A 16,838-nucleotide genomic window follows, 5' to 3' on the forward strand; every position below is an offset into this window, starting at 1 on the left:
ATGGTGGGGCGTCATTCTCGCATCGTGGACCGCGCCTTGACCCGTCTGAAACTGCGACAACTGCGTCTGCTAGTCGCGGTGGGCGCGCATGGAAACATTCAGAATGCCGCGCGGGAGTTGGGAATATCTCAACCAGCAGCAACCAAGATGATTCAGGATCTTGAGCTGGACTTTGAAGTCAAACTGTTCACACGCACCAATCGAGGAGTTGTGCCAACCGTTTTTGGCGAAACTCTCATACGTCACGGGAAACTGATATTTGCACAGGTTTCAAATGCCGCGCAGGAACTGGACGATCTGAACGAAGGAAACTCCGGCCGTGTCGTGGTGGGCACGTTGCTTGCGGCGTCCACCAGCCTGCTACCTGCCGCCATTGAACTGCTGCTGGAAGACCGCCCGAACGTCGCGGTCAAGATCAGCGAAGGGACCAACGAGGTACTTATGCCTCGGCTTCTGTCGGGTGAGATCGACTTGATTGTAGGACGTCTGCCGTCGCACCGGCATCGTGACAAGATTCGGCAGGAAAAACTGTTCGAGGATCGGATATTGGCCATTGTAGGCCCTCGGCACCCACTGGCGGGCCGGGACGCCGTGACCTTTGCGCAAACCAAACCGTTTGGCTGGATCCTCCCCCCGCAAGAGACAACGTTGCGACGTCAGGCGGATCATTTTTTTGTCGGTCAGCAGCAATATGTGCCACCGGTCGCGATTGAATCCGTGTCCTATCTGACGAACCGGGCGCTGCTGCAATCACGTGACCTGATCGGCCTAATGCCTGCCGAGGTCGTCGCCCAGGATATCGAAAATGGGCATCTTGCCCAGCTCGCCTGGGTGGTTCCGTTTGGGCAAGGGCCAATAGGGGTGTCCTTCCGTGCGGACGACGATCTGTCGCCTGCGGGGCGAGCTTTCAAAACGGCTCTGCATCGCGCGGCGCAGAGCAGACAGACCAGATATTCGCCAAATTGATATCCGTATTCGCGCAATGCGCTTGAAGTAATACGAGGCATCGAGCGATCAAAAATCAAGGCAAACGGAGGCCCCGATTTCATGTATCCAGAGCTCAAGCTTTTCATCGGCGGCACGTGGCGAAAAACCGGTCGCGATATCCCGGTTGTCAACCCGGCGACCGAGGAAGAACTCGGTCGATTGCCTTGCGCATCGGTGAAAGACCTGGACGACGCGCTGCAAGCGGCCGTCGAAGGCTTTCGACTGTGGCGCCGTACACCGCCGCGTGAGCGTGCGGATACGATCCTGCGGGCGGCAGCCCTCATGCGTCAGCGACAGGAAGAAATCGCGCATTCCATCACTCTGGAACATGGCAAACCCCTAAAGCAGGCCCGGCTGGAGGTCATTCGCGGTGCCGAGTTCTTTGAATGGGATGCGGGCGAGGCGATGCGGACCTATGGGAGGATCATTCCGGCCGCTCAGGGTCACAAGTTTGCAGTTCATCACCAGCCTGTTGGCGTTGTCGCCGCGTTCTCGCCGTGGAACTTCCCCATGAGCCAACCTGCCCGGAAAATCGCCGGTGCTTTGGCCTCTGGCTGTTCGGTGATCCTGAAGGCTGCGGAAGAAACGCCAGCCGGAGCTTTACACATAGCAAAAGCGTTCGAAGATGCCGGTCTGCCTCCGGGGGTTCTGAATTTAGTGTTCGGTGAACCGTCCGAGATATCCGGCCACCTGATCCCGCAGGACCCCGTTCGCTTGGTGGCCTTCACAGGCTCGACAACCGTTGGGCGCCATTTGACCACTTTGGCGGCCCGGCATGACACCCGAGTGCTTATGGAGTTGGGCGGCCATGCGCCGGTCATTGTTTGCGAAGATACGGATGTGCAATCAGCGGCTGTTTCAAGCGCGGTGCGCAAAACGCGCAATACCGGTCAGGTCTGCACGTCGCCAACCCGTTTCTTCGCGCATGAGAGTATATTTGACGCCTATGCGGCTGGGTTTACCGCGCGGGCTAAAGCCACAGTCGTCGGCAATGGGCTTGAAGCAACGGTTGAAATGGGCCCAACGGCCAACGACCGGCGCGTGCCGGCTTTGACAGAACTGGTTGAAGACGCGGTGGCACAGGGGGCAACGCTTGCTACCGGCGGATCGCGGCTTGGTGAACGGGGATATTTCTTTGAACCCACGGTGCTATTGAACGTTCCCGAAACGGCGCGGATCATGCGCGAGGAGCCGTTTGGACCGGTTGCCGTGATCAATTCGGTGGCTTCGCTGGATGAGGCAATCGATCTGGCGAATTCAGTTCCCTACGGTCTGGCCGGATACGCTTTCACCAACCGGGCGGATTATATCGACCGTCTGATCGACGAGGTCGAGGTCGGCAATCTGTCGATCAACACACTTGAAGCATCCATGCCTGAAACACCCTTTGGAGGCGTGAAATCCAGTGGCTATGGTCGGGAAGGCGGAACCGAAGGCCTTGAGAATTACATGACGGTCAAGAACGTCTGGCATTCGGCTAAGATCATCTGAAAAAGAGATCCCGATCCTCGTGCTCGTTCACTTTTTCATGGCCGTGCCAGGCTTTTTCTTTCGAAACCGACCAAAGGGCAACGCAACGAACAGTGCGCGGCTTCGGTTGTGATTTCAGAACCTGTGGAAGCAACAGAGGCGGCCATAGTGCCCTTGCTGACAAAGGCCCCGAACAGCGGGTCATGACCTATGTCAATGACAGTACGCCTGACGTGATGTCCATTGGCCGGGAATTTCTAGCCGGACTGTGCGACAAAAACCATCGCTCCCTTTTGCCGGTGATGATCAGCGTTCTGGCTGACCTGCTGGGGGATTCCTGCCGGGCGGCCTGAACTCCGGAGGGACAGATGAATGCTTCGCTGAAACACACTGCAGCAATCCTTGCCGGACTCTGGGTCTTTGCCCACGCTGCATCGGCCAAGGTTATCTCCGAGGCCGCTGTAATACATCAGAGCATCGACCCGAAGGCGGACACACCAATCCACGCCTTTCGGTTTGAGCTGAGGTCACCGCAAATCCCTGCCGGGGTTACAGGGCTCCAAGACTTCTTTGCATATTTGGAGGATCAACATGGCTGATGGATGTGCATGTGACCGCCACGCCAACGTGTATCTGAGTGTAGATCACGCCCTTGAGCGCGGTCTTTCTGTGGCCGATCCTCTTACTGAAACCGAGACTTTGCCGCTGAAACAGGCGATAGGCCGGGTTCTGGCCGAGGATTGCACCAGTAAGGTCGACATGCCCGCCTTCGACAACTCTGCCATGGATGGCTATGCCATCCGCACCAGAGATCTGGGCGACGGACCGGTATTCGAACTTCCCGTGGCCGGACGCGTGGCTGCGGGCGACCGCGGTGACCATGATGCACCCGAAGGCAGCGCTTTGCGCATCTTTACGGGGGCTCCTGTGCCGCCTGACTTCGATGCTGTGCTGATGCAGGAAGATTGCGATCTCGTGATCGACAGGGTTCGATTCAGCCGCCGCCCCAAACCCGGCCAGAATATCCGGCGTGCGGGGGAAGATCTTTTTGCTGGGGATCCGATTCTGCAGCGCGGTTGCGAAATTGGACCGCGTGAGGTGGCAGCCCTGGCATCCGCCGGGTACGGCGAGGTCTTGGTGTTCCGAAAACTGAAGGTTACGATCTTTTCGACAGGCAGCGAGCTGCGCCAACCGGGCGAACCCCTTGGCCTCGGCCAAATCTACAACTCGAACCGTTATATGCTGCTGGCGTTGTTGCAAAAACCCTGGATCGAACTGAACGACCGGGGGCCGGTCGAAGATGACCCGGCCCGTCTTGGACGGGTTCTGCGCGAGGCATGCGATACCTCGGATATGATCGTTACAACCGGGGGAGTGTCCGTAGGGGATGAAGATCACATGCCCCGACTGTTCAGCGAGATCGGCGGCGAAACCGATGTCATGAAAGTCGCGATGAAGCCAGGGAAACCGGTCATGTTCGGGCGGCGCGGACGTGCTCTCTATGTTGGTCTGCCAGGCAACCCGGTTTCGGCTTACGTGACATGGCAGATAATCGGATCGCAGATGATCGCGCGCCGCGCGGGTCTGCGTCACATGCCTCAGACACCTGTGCAGGCGGTGCTGGCCGAACCCTTGCATCGTCACGCGGGCCGGCAGGAATATCGACCGGTCCAGATTGACGGCACCTCGCCGGATGGCCTTCCGAGGTTGCGTCTTATGGCACCATCCTACAGTGGCCGTGTGGCTTTGCTGGCGCAGGCAGACGGGTTGGTGATCATACCGGCAGAGGCCGAGGACCTGCCCGCAGGGCACACGCTTGAATTGTTGCGGTTTTGATCCCCACACACGCGGCGGTGCCTATGGCGTTGTAACAACAACCCCGGAATCACGGAAGACAACCGGACGATGGCCGGGCGGCTTCGCACGGAACGTTGATCTTCGCGCGATGGCTGCACGGGCCCGTGACCCATGCATTGGTAATTTGCTCAGTCGTCCAACAGTCTAACCGAACACGAGCCTGAAAATTGTCGCAACTGATAAACTCTGTGACGGATTACGCCGTGACTGAGTCCGTTCAGGTGGCTCAAGATGCATCGACGCACAAAGGGTTAAGGACTCATCCATATGCGGTATTCGGCACTCGCGATCATGCGGCAGGTTTTGAACGGGCACCGGGGCTGGACACCGGCATGGCGCGATCCCGAACCTCAATCAAGCTATGACTTCATCGTGATTGGCGGCGGCGGTCATGGCCTTGCTACGGCATACTATCTGGCCAAGGAACACAACGCCGCAAGAGTGGCCGTTCTGGAAAAAGGCTGGATCGGCGGCGGTAACGTGGGGCGGAACACGACGATCATTCGCGCCAATTACCTGTTGGAGGGCAACCAGCCTTTCTATGAACTGTCGCTGAAACTGTGGGAGAACCTGGAGCAGGACCTGAACTACAATGCGATGGTCAGCCAGCGCGGTATTCTGAACCTTTGTCACACGGATGCGCAGCGTGACGCGTATCGCCGCCGTGGCAATGCAATGATGTTCACCGGTTCTGGGGCCGAACTTCTGGATACGGACGGCGTTCGCGCGATGTATCCGTTCCTGAACTTTGACGATGCGCGCTTTCCGATCAAGGGCGGTCTTTTGCACCGTCGTGGCGGCACGGCGCGTCATGACGGTGTGGCCTGGGGCTATGCCCGTGCCGCGGATCAACGGGGTGTCGACATCATCCAGAATTGCGAAGTCACCGGGTTCCGCATCGAAAACGGAAAACTGCTGGGTGTTGAAACCACACGGGGATATATCGGCGCCAAGAAGGTGGGCGTGGCGGTGGCCGGTTCTTCCGGCCGCGTGATGGCTCAGGCGGGAATGCGTCTGCCGATCGAAAGCCACGTGCTACAGGCTTTTGTGACCGAAGGGCTGAAACCGGTTCTTGACGGGGTGATAACTTATGGCGCCGGACATTTCTATGTCAGCCAATCGGACAAGGGCGGGCTGGTCTTTGGTGGCGATATCGATGGCTATAACACCTACGCCCAACGCGGCAACCTGCCTGTGGTTGAGGATGTGGCCGAAGGTGGCATGTCCCTGATGCCGATGATTGGCCGCGCGCGCCTGCTGCGGATGTGGGGCGGTGTGATGGATATGTCGATGGATGGCTCGCCGTTCATAGATCACACCGGAATTGACGGGCTCTATTTCAATGGTGGCTGGTGCTACGGCGGTTTCAAGGCAACGCCAGCATCTGGTTTTTGTTTCGCGCATCTTATGGCCACCGACCGACCGCATGAAGTTGCAACTGCCTATCGTCTGGACCGGTTCAAAACCGGACGGATGATTGACGAAAAAGGCGTGGGCGCACAGCCCAACCTGCACTGAGGAGGCCCGGACATGATCATAAATCATCCATTGCTTGGCCCGCGAGACGCATCCGAATTCACCTATCTGGGTGACGCGAGCCTGATCAATCGGCCCGACTGGCAATCAGACTCGGCTGCCGCAGAGTTTCACGACTATCTCTACCTGCGCGACAACCCCGCAGGAACCCATCGTGAGTTGTGGTTTCACGAGCAGGGCGACCGCTCGTGGCTTGTTGTGACACGCAACACGCTGACCCATGAAATTCTGGCAACAGAACTGGCGCGGGATGTAGCCCGCAAGACGGGGCGGGGAAAATGACCCAGAACAATCGTTTGCAGGGCGGTCTGATCGACCGGTCCAAAAAGCTGCGCTTTACCTTCGATGGCAGATCCTACGAAGGTTATCAGGGCGACACGCTGGCCTCGGCTCTGCTGGCCAATGACGTACGGTTGGTTGGCCGCTCGTTCAAATACCACCGCCCACGCGGTGTGCTGGCCTCGGGCTCGGAAGAACCCAACGCGCTGGTTGAGCTGCGCACAGGCAACCGGCAGGAACCGAACACACGCGCGACCACAATTGAATTGTTCGACGGGCTCGAGGCGACATCGCAGAACCGCTGGCCCTCGCTCGCCTTCGACGCGCTGTCAATCAATGACCGGTTCTCACCGTTTTTGACGGCGGGTTTCTATTACAAGACCTTCATGTGGCCCAAGGCGTTCTGGGAAAAGCTCTATGAGCCGATGATCCGCAAGGCGGCCGGTCTGGGCAGCCTGACGAAAGAAGCTGACCCGGACATCTACGACAAAGGCTATTTGCATTGCGACGTACTGGTTATCGGAGCCGGTCCTTCTGGCCTGATCGCAGCCTTGACGGCGGCGCGGTCTGGCGCGCGGGTCATTCTGGCCGATGAGGACAGCCGGATGGGTGGGCGTCTGTTGTCTGACTGTAACCGGTTCGAGGGTATTTCGAATGCGGATTGGGTCGCGCAGACACTGGGAGAGCTGGCGTCGATGGACAATGTGCGCCTTCTGACGCGCACCACTGTGTTCGGCGCCTATGATCACGGCATTCACGGAGCGCTTGAGCGCTTCTCGGATCACCTTGCAGTGCCCGAAGCGGGGAAACCACGCCAGATTCTGTGGCGCATTTACGCGAAGCACTCGGTGCTTTGTGCCGGCTCTACCGAACGTCCGATTGCTTTCGAAAACAACGACCGACCGGGCATAATGCTGGCGGGCGCGATGCGGGCCTATGCAATCCGCTGGGCTGTGACACCGGGCAAGCGCGTGGCGATCTTCACCAACAACGATGAAGGACACCGCGCCGCGCAGGATCTGATCAAAGCCGGGATCAAGGTTGTCGCTGTTATCGACCCGCGCCGCGATGCTCCGCGCATCGCCGAATGTGAATTGCTGGCGGGTGCGCAAGTCATCGGCGCGCAGGGGCGTCTGGGGCTGAAATCGATCACCGTGCAGATGGCCGATGGTCAGACCCGCCCGATTGAAGTCAGCGGTCTGGGCGTTTCGGGTGGATGGAACCCGAATGTGCAACTGACATGCCACCAACGCGGTCGCCCGCAATGGTTCGAACCGCTTGCAGCCTTCATCCCGCCGGCCGAGTTGCCGAAGGGTATGGTTGTCGCCGGTGCCGCCGCTGGCAACCTGACCAGCCACGGGGCGATCGCCTCGGGCACCAATGCGGCACTTGCGGCGCTGGACGGATTGGGGATTACGGCCTGCCCGGTCGACCTGCCGGAAGCTGAGGATGATGCGATCCGTATCACCCCGTTCTGGAACGTGCCCGGCAAAGGCCGCGCCTGGCTGGATTTCCAGAATGACGTGACCGTAAAGGACGTCAAACTGGCCGAACAGGAAGGGTTTCGCAGTGTCGAGCATCTGAAACGCTATACAACTCTTGGCATGGCGACCGATCAGGGCAAAACCGCGAATGTCGGCGCGCTGGCCGTGATGGCCGAGATCACCGGCAAGAGCATTCCCGAAACCGGCACAACCATCTTCCGGCCACCTTACACGCCTGTGGCGATGGGCGCCTGGGCCGGGCGCTCGGTCGGGAAAGAGTTCAAACCTACGCGACTGACGCCCAGCCACCAATGGGCTGAAGAACAGGGCGCGGTATTCGTCGAGGTGGGCCCCTGGATGCGCGCGCAATGGTTCCCCAAGGCTGGTGAAACCCATTGGCGCGAGTCGGTGGACCGCGAGGTTCTGGCAGTACGCAACGGTGTCGGCGTTTGCGACGTGACCACGCTGGGCAAAATCGACGTGCAGGGCGCGGATGCCGCGGAATTCCTCAACAAGATCTATTGCAACGGCTTCGCCAAACTGCCGGTGGGCAAAACCCGCTATGGTCTGATGCTGCGCGAAGACGGCATAGCCATGGATGACGGCACCGCCGCCCGCCTGGCCGAGGATCACTTTGTGGTCACCACCACAACCGCCAACGCTGTGGCCGTCTATCGCCACATGGAATTCGTGCATCAATGTCTGTTCCCGGACTTGGATGTGCAGATGATCTCGACCACCGACGCTTGGGCGCAATTTGCCATAGCGGGCCCGAAATCACGCGAGTTGGTGCACAAGGCTGTCGATGATGGTATTGACGTCTGCAACGAAGGCTTCCCGTTCATGGCGTGTCGAGAGGTGACCATTGCCGGGGGTATCCCGGCGCGGTTGTTCCGCATCTCGTTCTCGGGCGAACTGGCCTATGAACTGGCTGTGCCAACCCGGTACGGTGACGCGCTGATACGACATTTGATGGCGCTTGGAGAATCCTTGGGCGTATCCCCGTATGGCACCGAAGCGCTTGGCGTTCTGCGGATTGAAAAGGGGCACGCCACCGGAAACGAACTGAACGGAACCACTAGCGCCCACAATCTGGGCATGGGGCGCATGGTCTCAACCAAGAAGGACAGTATCGGTGCGACCCTCAGCGGGCGAGAGGCTCTTTCAGACCCGGATGGTCTGGCTTTGGTCGGCATCCAGCCGGTCAGAAACGCCGATACCGTGCTGGCAGGCGGCCATGTGTTTGACGACGGTGCGCCACACCTGCCGGAAAATGATTTGGGCTATGTCACTTCGGCTGCCTATTCGCCGCACCTGTCCAGCAGCATCGGCCTGGCCTTTGTAAAACGCGGGGCGCAGCGATTGGGCGACACCGTGCAGATTGTCAGCCCGGTGGATGACACCAACATCAAAGCGACGCTTGTCAGCGCGCATTTCGTTGACCCCGAAGGAGAACGGCTCCGTGCGTGATTTTGTTGCCAAGACCGCCATTGGCGGCACCGAACCAAAACGGGACGTGGTCGGACCTCTGACCTTTCAAGAACGAGAGGATGTGGCACTGGCATCCGTTTCGGCAAGACTGGGACAAGAAGAAGCTGTGAAGGCCAGGCTTCAAACCGTTTGTGGAGTCCCGGCGCCTGACGCGGGGCAATGGGAACAGAGCGAAACCAGCAGTCTGCACTGGTTGGGCCCGGATCAGTACCTGTGCGAAGAAACATACACAGGCCCATTGGAGCTGGCCCGGAGGATGGCGGTCGAGTTCGCTGGCATAGCGTCCGTGACCGATCAGTCGGACGTGTTTACACGCATCGACATGACCGGGCAGGGTGCCATCGACCTACTGCAACGCTTGACGGTTCTGGATGTCGAGCAGATGCAGGCCGGAGCCTTCAACCGCACTGCAATCCATCATGTGGGATGCCTGTTGCGTTGTAATGAGGCAGGAACGGATTTCTCGATCTACGCGCCACGCAGCTACGCGATTTCAGTTCACCACATGCTGACCGAGGTGGCCAAAGCCCTTTGACGGACGTTGACCAAAGGACAAGGCCGCGTGTCTTGCACCGCGGCTTCTTTCCTTGCGCTCTTGTGTTGGAGGCAGGCCGAATTCCCGCCGGTAATTGCTTGAGAATGAACTGGCGCTGTCATACCCGACCGACAGCGCGATTTCCTGCAGGGACTGGTCGGTATAAAGCAGCTTCTGCCGCGCCGCATCCAGCCGCAATCTGCGATAATACCCACCGGGGCTGATTCCGGTTTCTTTTTTGAAATGCCGTTCCAATTGCCGCATGGACATACCAACGAGTTTCGAGACCTGCTCGATTGAGATCTTGTTTTCGATATTGTTTGCGAACAACTCGATGGCCCGCCGAACCGGGCGTGGCAGGCCATTCCGGGTTTGATCTTTGCTATACCCCGGCAGAACCTGCAAAGTACCTGCATCACGCAAAGTCGCGTATTGAAACCAGCAGGCCGTTTCGACGGCAACCGCATCGGATACCTCATCCGAAATTACGCCCAGCATAAATTCAAACACCGCCGAAGTTCCGGCAAACGACATTCGGTTGCGATCTATGGTATAGAGCGTGTCACACAGGGTCACTCTGTCAAATTGTTCTTTCAAAGCAGCGGTATAGCAGAAATGCGCGCTACAGCTGTAACCATCGAAGAACCTCTCTTCCGCCAGCGCAAAAAGTGAACCGCTGACGGAACCGATCCGCACGCCATGGGACAAAAGCCGTCGCAGCGCTCCGCCTGACGCCTTGCGATCCCTGAACCGGGTTGACGCCCCGGCAAAGACCAATACCACATCTGTCTCATCCACCTCGGACAATGCCTTGTCGGGATTGAAGCTGAGGCGTGAGCTGGACATGACCGGTTGCCCATCTTCTGATACGACGGTCCAGCCAAGACCATCCCTGCGGCTGATCTCATTGGCCACGCGTAACGGGTCGATGGCCATGGACAGGGCAGCAACCGGGAAGTCTTCAAGGCATAGAAATGTGAAATGAGTCATGCTTTGTCTCTTTGCCACCGCAATAACCCAGTTATACCGGTTTCATCAGAACGCCAAACGATGGGCGCGACCGCGTTCGTATAGTTTGCGGTTCAGTTCATCCGCTTCGGGGGATCCGTATTCCAGTGCAAATACGAACGCATGTGTCAGATAGAAACAGGCCGCGTCATGATCCCGACGTTGTTCGGCCTGGCTGGCCGCTTCGTGGTACAGTCGGATCAGCGCCGGCAGATCGCTATCCGCATGGGCCTGCAGCAGTTGGTCATCGAGTTCTTGAAGATCCAAGGTCAGCCTTTCAGCGATATCGCGATGTTTTTGGTGCGCATGTATTTATACAACGCTTTCAGTCCTTTCTCGCGCCTGAAACCGGATTTTCCAACGCCACCAAACAGGGTCGAGAGTTCGCCAGCAAACACTTTCTGTTAGAGATCTGACCCGCCCTCGGCATGTGCGCCACCACCTGGGATCGGGCCAGACTGTACTGTAGAAAGTCGCCTATGCCTCTTCGCGGGCCTGTTCGATCTGTGTTGCCACCCAGTGGTGAAAACAATGCGTTGGACCATCCATCGCAGGCGAGAAGCGGCCGCCGTCGAATTTGACACCATGACGGCCCTTCTGCATGCCCTCAACCACGAACACATCCTCTTCGAAAACGGTTTTCCAAAGCTGCGCGTTCTTTGCGCGCAACGCTTCGTGCTCGGGTGCGTCTTCCGGTTTTTTGGTGTAGTACAACTCGATCCTCTCATTCGACCTCTCATGGGTGATCGGATCGATGATGAAGGCAAAGCCATGGTCGCGCTGAACACCCAGCAGGGTGTTTGGGTACACGACGATGTATTCCGCACCTTCGTGCCACTGTTCGCTCAGGTTCTGGAAGTCATCCAGTTTCTCGCCGTTCTGACCTTCGAACTGACGATAAACATAAGTGCCCTGACCCGAATACTTGCCCAGTTCATTGATGTTGTAGTGGTCTTCTAGGCGCGAATAGCTGTTAAGACCCGGGTGAACCCAAGGCAAGTGATAGCTTTCGCAGAAGTTCTCGACCGCCAGTTTCCAGTTCGACTCCAGCTCCAGCCGGACAGACGCGCCGGCACCGCCATGATACATCGGCTGATCGAAATCTTTCCAGCGTTCCATCAACTCGCCATGGACCTCTTCGAATTCCGGGGCTTTGCCATCCACATTGACGAAGATAACGTCACGCCAGACATAAGAACGAATGCGGATCAGGCCCAGTTCGGCGAAGTCCAGATCTTCATGCGTGTTCCGTCCGGGGCCGCCGACATGCGGCGCAGTGCGCAACTCGCCATTCAGGCCATAGCACCAGCTGTGATAGGGGCAACGGATCGCGCCACGGATTTTCTGCGGCTTGTCGACCAAAATCATTCCGCGATGACGACAGGTGTTCTGGAAAACACCTATCTGTCCGTCACGGTCGCGCACCATCAGAAGCGGCGTGCCAAGAAAGTCGATCGGATAGGCATCACCCGCTTCGGGAATGTCCTTGCCGAAACCGATGCCAGACCAGTTCGCAAACAGGACCGCATCCCGTTCCTCGGCGAAGACAGCGGGATCGACATAATGCTCGTTCGGCAGACCCTTGGCGGTGTTTACCGGGGTCAGAACAGACGAAAGCCTTGAATGCTTGTTCATCGGTTGCTCCTGAGTAATTCGGAATGCGTTAAACGTTACCCCATTGGCCGGTCGAGCCAGCTTCATTCAATATCAAAAAACCTAATGACCGATTGAGGCAAACTAAACCGAACTCCCGGACAATTCATCCAGCAACCAGTTTTTCAAGGCCAGGGCACCTTCTGTCAGTTGGTCGTCCGGGCGACCGACGAGATAAAAATTGTTCGGGGCGGGTATGCTGAATTCTTCCAGCGCAACAAGTTTTCCCGAGGTCAACATGGGTTGGATCAAGCGTTTCCACCCCAATGCAAGTCCAGCCCCTTTGCGGGCCAACTGCAACGCCAACGCATAGCTGTTCACGCGCGACTGCACCGGTACAACTCCGGTGTATCCAACGTCGTGAAACCAAGATGGCCAGGTGGTCCAGGTGTTGTCCTGCGTTTCAAGGTGGATCAGGCGACGCTCGACCAGATCTTCCAGGCTTGCCCCCTTCAGTTCCAAGGCCATCTCGGGACTACAGACTGGCGTCAAAGTATCACGGTACAGTTTGGTATGGTTCAGCTGCGAGTTCACGTCACGGCCATAGCGGATGAAAAAGTCGATATCCGGTCTGTCCGAGAATGGCTTGTCCTGCGCCATCTGGTTCACTTTGACGTACGGATAGTCCTGCCAGAACCGGATGACCGAAGGAGAAAGCCACAATGCCGCCACAGCGGTAGTGGACCCGACCGTCACCGGATTCTCTGAATCACCGCTTCGTATCTTTTCAAGCACCTTCGATACCTGCCGGAACGACGAACCGAGAACTTCGAACAGGTCCTGACCATCCTCGGTCAGTTCCACGCCCCGGTGCTTTCTGACAAACAACGCTGAACCCAATTCGCCTTCCAGCGCTTTTATCTGGTGGCTGACAGCACCCGGCGTAACGGACAGTTCACCTGCAGCTTCTTTGAAGCTGAGATGCCGGGCAGCGGCCTCAAAGGCCGACAATGTCGTGAGCGGAGGAAGATTGTAGTGGCGTCGTGACATGGCTGCTGCGTTACTCAAGGGATAGAGGTGAGTTCCATTCATCCGAATGTGAGAAAATTTGCAATTGAAATCTATGTTTTTTTCCTGCTGTTTGCCGTCTGATACAGGATCGAATTCGATCAAGAACGAACAGGACGTGTGATGGATACACAAGTTGCTCGCCTCGTGCGCAAAACACAGCTGAGCCCGGACACGTCCGATTTTTGCTTTGAGGTCGAAAACAGCCGCTTCACGGGCCTTCAACCCGGGGCACATGTCGATGTTCATCTGGCCGATGATCTGGTGCGGCAGTATTCACTGTGGAGCTGGAGCCAAGACGGTCGCTTGATCAATGTCGCCGTCAAACGTGACGACGCAGGGCGTGGCGGCTCGGTGGCGATGCACGCGTTGCAAGATGGGTCGATGGTCGAAATCGGCGGGCCGCGAAATCACTTCAAACTCGAAAGCCATGATCGGCACGTCACGTTGATTGCAGGCGGCATTGGGGCGACGCCGCTGGTGGCAATGGCGCGGGAATTGATGAACCGAGGGCAGGATTTTCGGGTCTATTACCTGGTACGGTCAAGGGAATATGCCGCGATGGATTCGCAGTTCCGAACGCTTGGATTGGATGAATGGTATCATTTGCACTGCGATGACACCGACGGTCAGTTTGATTTGGCATCGGTCATGCAATCGATGCCGATGGGTGCGGATGTGTATACCTGCGGACCTGAACCGATGCTGAATGCTGTTCTTGAAGCAAGTGCATCCTTGCGCGGCGGTGCAATCCATTTTGAAAGATTTGCAGCCGCATCTGATATCGAGCACGACACAAACGCCGAATTCCAGGTCGAAATTCAGTCAACCGGCGCGATCTACCCGGTCGGCAAAGAGGAGACCATTCTCGAAGTATTGCAAAACAACGGCGTGCAGGTCGATTTCGGCTGTTCCGAAGGGTTGTGCGGGTCCTGCATTGTTGACGTGGTGTCAGGAAAGGTCGACCACCGCGACGGAATACTCACACCGCAAGAACAGGAAAGCCACGAGTTCCTGTGCACCTGTGTATCGCGGGCCAAGTCCGAGAAACTGGTCCTGAAGCTATAGACAGTATGATAACCACCGCAATTCATAGCATCGCACTGTTCTCGCTAACATAGAAAACGAGTGAGTTTTATAGTCGTTTCACGTAATCGAAGTGTCGGATTTTCAAATTAGAACACTTAACCCATGCTATAGGTGTTTCGCAGTTGGAAGCCCAATAACCACTTACGACGCTGCGATCATGTTCAAAGACATGCTGACTTATCACTAGGACCAGGGATGTCGGCTGGCAGCGAATAATCGGGAGGAGATCTGCAGTAAGGAACGTAATGGGAGCACGCGTTTTTACTGCAAGCCCACACCTGGGCTGAACACAACTCATCATCAGTTTGTGCATCGTGCATGATGGTCCACACCGTGCAGCGCGGTGTCTTCCAGCACTGTTTTCTAAAGAACAAAAACGACACTCAAGGAGGAACGCGCGATATGTCGATACCTGAACCTTTCACGGACGTTGAAATAGAAACGGCTAATTCCGGATTCTATGAAAACTACAGCGTCCCAATTGCCCTGATCAGTAAGGCCATCATGGTCGGGCTGGTCCTTTGGGCCCTGGTTTTCCCTGCGAATGCAAACAGCACACTGGGAAGCCTGAACAGCCAGTTGCTTGAAGTCTTCAACAGCTTCTACATCATCATTGTCGGGTTTTTCTTCCTTTTCCTTGCCGTTGTTGCGATTATTCCTTCCACGGGTCGTCGGGTCATGGGAACGCCAGGGGAAAAGCCTGAGTTCTCCAACTTCTCATGGTTTTCTATGATGTTCGGTGCCGGTCTGGGTGTCGGTCTCATGGTCTTTGCGACAGCAGAACCGCTGGGTCTTTGGGGCTCGAATCCGGTTGTCGTTTCTGGTGATGTCGAAGGTAACACGCCCGAAGCACTGCAATCGGCCTACCGTTTCACTTTCCTGCATTATGGCTTCCACGCCTGGGCAATCTACGTGGTGACTGGTCTGTCGCTGGCCTACTACGCTTATACACGCGACATGCCTCTGACGATCCGCTCGGCGTTGACTCCGCTGTTTGGTCGCTTCGTCAACGGCTTTTTCGGCCATGTGGTCGACGTTTTGGGCGTTGTTGCAACGATCCTCGGCGTGTCCGTAACCATCGGTTTTGGCGTCAGCCAGTTCATCGACGGCCTCTATGCCATCACTGGTATCCAGTGGATCATGGATCTGGGCGGAGAGGTGCCGACCCCCAGCAAGGTTGGTCTGATCTCAGGTTTGGTGGTCATCATGTGCCTGTCGATCATTTCGGCTGTTTCTGGTGTCGGCCGTGGTGTTAAGTACCTGTCGAACCTGAACTTGGTGCTGTCGATCATCTTGCTGGGCACTTTCGTGGTCTTCGGTTCGTTTGTCTTTGCCTTGACCACCTACGGAACTGCGATGGTCGATTATATCCTGCAGTTCCTGTCGCTCAGCTTTAATGCCTATGGCCCGCTGTCGGCCGAAGCATTCGCAGCGGCCCTGCCGGCTGAAGCGCAAGCACACGCCGCAGACCTGATGGGGGGCGCAACCAACGCATGGGGCAGTTTTGACGGCTTCAAAAGCGGTCTGGAAGGTGCGGCAGCCGAGTTGGACGAAGCAACCTTGGCCGCGGCATATGCTGCGGGTGAGCAAGGACGTCAGTTTGGCTGGCAGGCAGGCTGGACCACCTTCTACTGGGCATGGTGGATCGCATTCTCGCCCTTCGTGGGTCTGTTTCTGGCGCGCATCTCCAAGGGTCGCAGCGTTCGCGAGTTCATCCTGGGCTGCGTGTTCGCACCTGCGCTGGTGTGCTTTGCCTGGATGACCGTTCTGGGCGGCACTGCGATCGATCTGGAACTGGCAGGCGCGGCGGAAGGAGCGATCATCGGTGCATCGAACACCAACAAGCTGTTCGTAACCCTGTCCTACATGATCGATGGTGGGCTGCTGTCCATGCTGAACGTCATGTGCGTGATCCTGATCATGACCTTCCTGGTGACGTCGGCGGACTCGGGCATTCTGGTCATGAACACCATCATGTCGGGTGGTAGCCAGGAAACCGGTGTCAAGCACCGCATCATCTGGGGTGTGATCCTGACGGCAGTGATCGGCGCGCTGATCCTGGCGGCGGGTGAAAACAACCCGATGGACGCGCTGCGCAATGCCATGATCATCGGTGCGCTTCCGTTCACAATGGTGATGGGCCTGATGTGCGTATCGCTGGCCAAAGCGCTGTTCCGCGACAGTCAGCGTGACAAGCACTCTGCCAGCAGCACGCAGGCAACCGAGTAAGCATAGGCTTAAGAAAAAACCGGGTCAGGCCGTCCTAACCGGGCGGCCTGTTCTTTTTTGGCAGAGCGTACCTTTTGAAGTAAAAGAAACCCAATATCACCCCGAGGTCGAAGATGTGCTGGACTGAGCTATGAACCAAGTTCAGCTCTTCATCGGACAGCTACATATCCGGAGCTTTTATTCGCTCTTGGTGCCGTGGTGACTTTTTTGCA

15 protein-coding genes are annotated in these 16,838 nt (G+C 57.2%); 11 read left to right on the forward strand and 4 right to left on the reverse strand.

Features of this window, described 5'->3' with window-relative positions; translation table 11 throughout:
* From AC2FEB_RS00340 to AC2FEB_RS00380, 9 genes are all read left to right on the forward strand, one after another.
* Positions 1–966, forward strand: a complete 966-nt coding sequence (locus tag AC2FEB_RS00340; protein WP_496670991.1) for a LysR substrate-binding domain-containing protein — start codon at positions 1–3, stop codon at positions 964–966.
* Between the two features lie 81 nt (positions 967–1,047).
* On the forward strand, positions 1,048–2,478 hold the full coding sequence (locus AC2FEB_RS00345) for an NAD-dependent succinate-semialdehyde dehydrogenase (RefSeq protein ID WP_117873415.1): 1,431 nt from the start codon (positions 1,048–1,050) through the stop codon (positions 2,476–2,478).
* A gap of 182 nt (positions 2,479–2,660) precedes the next feature.
* The gene (locus AC2FEB_RS00350; protein WP_299898264.1) at positions 2,661–2,810 is read left to right on the forward strand and encodes a hypothetical protein; all 150 of its coding nucleotides are present in this window, start codon (positions 2,661–2,663) and stop codon (positions 2,808–2,810) included.
* Between the two features lie 15 nt (positions 2,811–2,825).
* On the forward strand, positions 2,826–3,056 hold the full coding sequence (locus AC2FEB_RS00355) for a hypothetical protein (RefSeq protein WP_496670824.1): 231 nt from the start codon (positions 2,826–2,828) through the stop codon (positions 3,054–3,056).
* A complete protein-coding gene (locus tag AC2FEB_RS00360) occupies positions 3,049–4,293 on the forward strand; it encodes a molybdopterin molybdotransferase MoeA (RefSeq protein ID WP_496883780.1) in 1,245 nt (414 codons plus the stop codon). Before AC2FEB_RS00355 ends, AC2FEB_RS00360 begins: the two co-directional genes overlap by 8 nt.
* A gap of 288 nt (positions 4,294–4,581) precedes the next feature.
* Complete coding sequence (locus AC2FEB_RS00365) at positions 4,582–5,832, forward strand: sarcosine oxidase subunit beta family protein (RefSeq protein ID WP_496670820.1); 1,251 nt, start codon at positions 4,582–4,584, stop codon at positions 5,830–5,832.
* A 12-nt stretch (positions 5,833–5,844) separates the two neighbouring features.
* Entirely contained in the window at positions 5,845–6,132 is a 288-nt protein-coding gene (locus tag AC2FEB_RS00370) for a sarcosine oxidase subunit delta (protein WP_117873407.1), read from the forward strand.
* Positions 6,129–9,083: a sarcosine oxidase subunit alpha family protein gene (locus tag AC2FEB_RS00375; RefSeq protein WP_496670816.1), complete on the forward strand. Its 2,955-nt coding sequence runs from the start codon at positions 6,129–6,131 to the stop codon at positions 9,081–9,083. Before AC2FEB_RS00370 ends, AC2FEB_RS00375 begins: the two co-directional genes overlap by 4 nt.
* Positions 9,076–9,639: a sarcosine oxidase subunit gamma gene (locus tag AC2FEB_RS00380; protein WP_496670813.1), complete on the forward strand. Its 564-nt coding sequence runs from the start codon at positions 9,076–9,078 to the stop codon at positions 9,637–9,639. Before AC2FEB_RS00375 ends, AC2FEB_RS00380 begins: the two co-directional genes overlap by 8 nt.
* Here AC2FEB_RS00380 and AC2FEB_RS00385 read toward each other — a convergent pair.
* The 4 genes from AC2FEB_RS00385 to AC2FEB_RS00400 form a co-directional block, all read right to left on the reverse strand.
* Complete coding sequence (locus AC2FEB_RS00385; protein WP_496670810.1) at positions 9,598–10,629, reverse strand: GlxA family transcriptional regulator; 1,032 nt, start codon at positions 10,627–10,629, stop codon at positions 9,598–9,600. The two genes, AC2FEB_RS00380 and AC2FEB_RS00385, sit on opposite strands and share 42 nt — an antisense overlap.
* A 45-nt stretch (positions 10,630–10,674) precedes the next feature.
* A complete protein-coding gene (locus AC2FEB_RS00390; RefSeq protein WP_117873399.1) occupies positions 10,675–10,914 on the reverse strand; it encodes a hypothetical protein in 240 nt (79 codons plus the stop codon).
* 210 nt (positions 10,915–11,124) lie between these two features.
* Positions 11,125–12,282: an aromatic ring-hydroxylating oxygenase subunit alpha gene (locus AC2FEB_RS00395; RefSeq protein ID WP_299898249.1), complete on the reverse strand. Its 1,158-nt coding sequence runs from the start codon at positions 12,280–12,282 to the stop codon at positions 11,125–11,127.
* A 102-nt stretch (positions 12,283–12,384) separates the two neighbouring features.
* Positions 12,385–13,290 carry a LysR substrate-binding domain-containing protein gene (locus AC2FEB_RS00400; RefSeq protein ID WP_496670807.1) on the reverse strand — a complete coding sequence of 302 codons (906 nt, stop codon included), beginning with the start codon at positions 13,288–13,290 and terminating at the stop codon, positions 12,385–12,387.
* 141 nt (positions 13,291–13,431) lie between these two features.
* Here AC2FEB_RS00400 and AC2FEB_RS00405 point away from each other — a divergent pair, with 141 nt between their 5' ends.
* Both AC2FEB_RS00405 and AC2FEB_RS00410 read left to right on the forward strand, forming a co-directional pair.
* The gene (locus AC2FEB_RS00405; RefSeq protein ID WP_496883781.1) at positions 13,432–14,376 is read left to right on the forward strand and encodes a PDR/VanB family oxidoreductase; all 945 of its coding nucleotides are present in this window, start codon (positions 13,432–13,434) and stop codon (positions 14,374–14,376) included.
* Between the two features lie 423 nt (positions 14,377–14,799).
* Positions 14,800–16,626, forward strand: a complete 1,827-nt coding sequence (locus AC2FEB_RS00410) for a BCCT family transporter (RefSeq protein WP_496670802.1) — start codon at positions 14,800–14,802, stop codon at positions 16,624–16,626.
* Positions 16,627–16,838: the final 212 nt, after the last annotated feature.

Source organism: Ruegeria sp. YTSC106 (genome assembly GCF_059609765.1).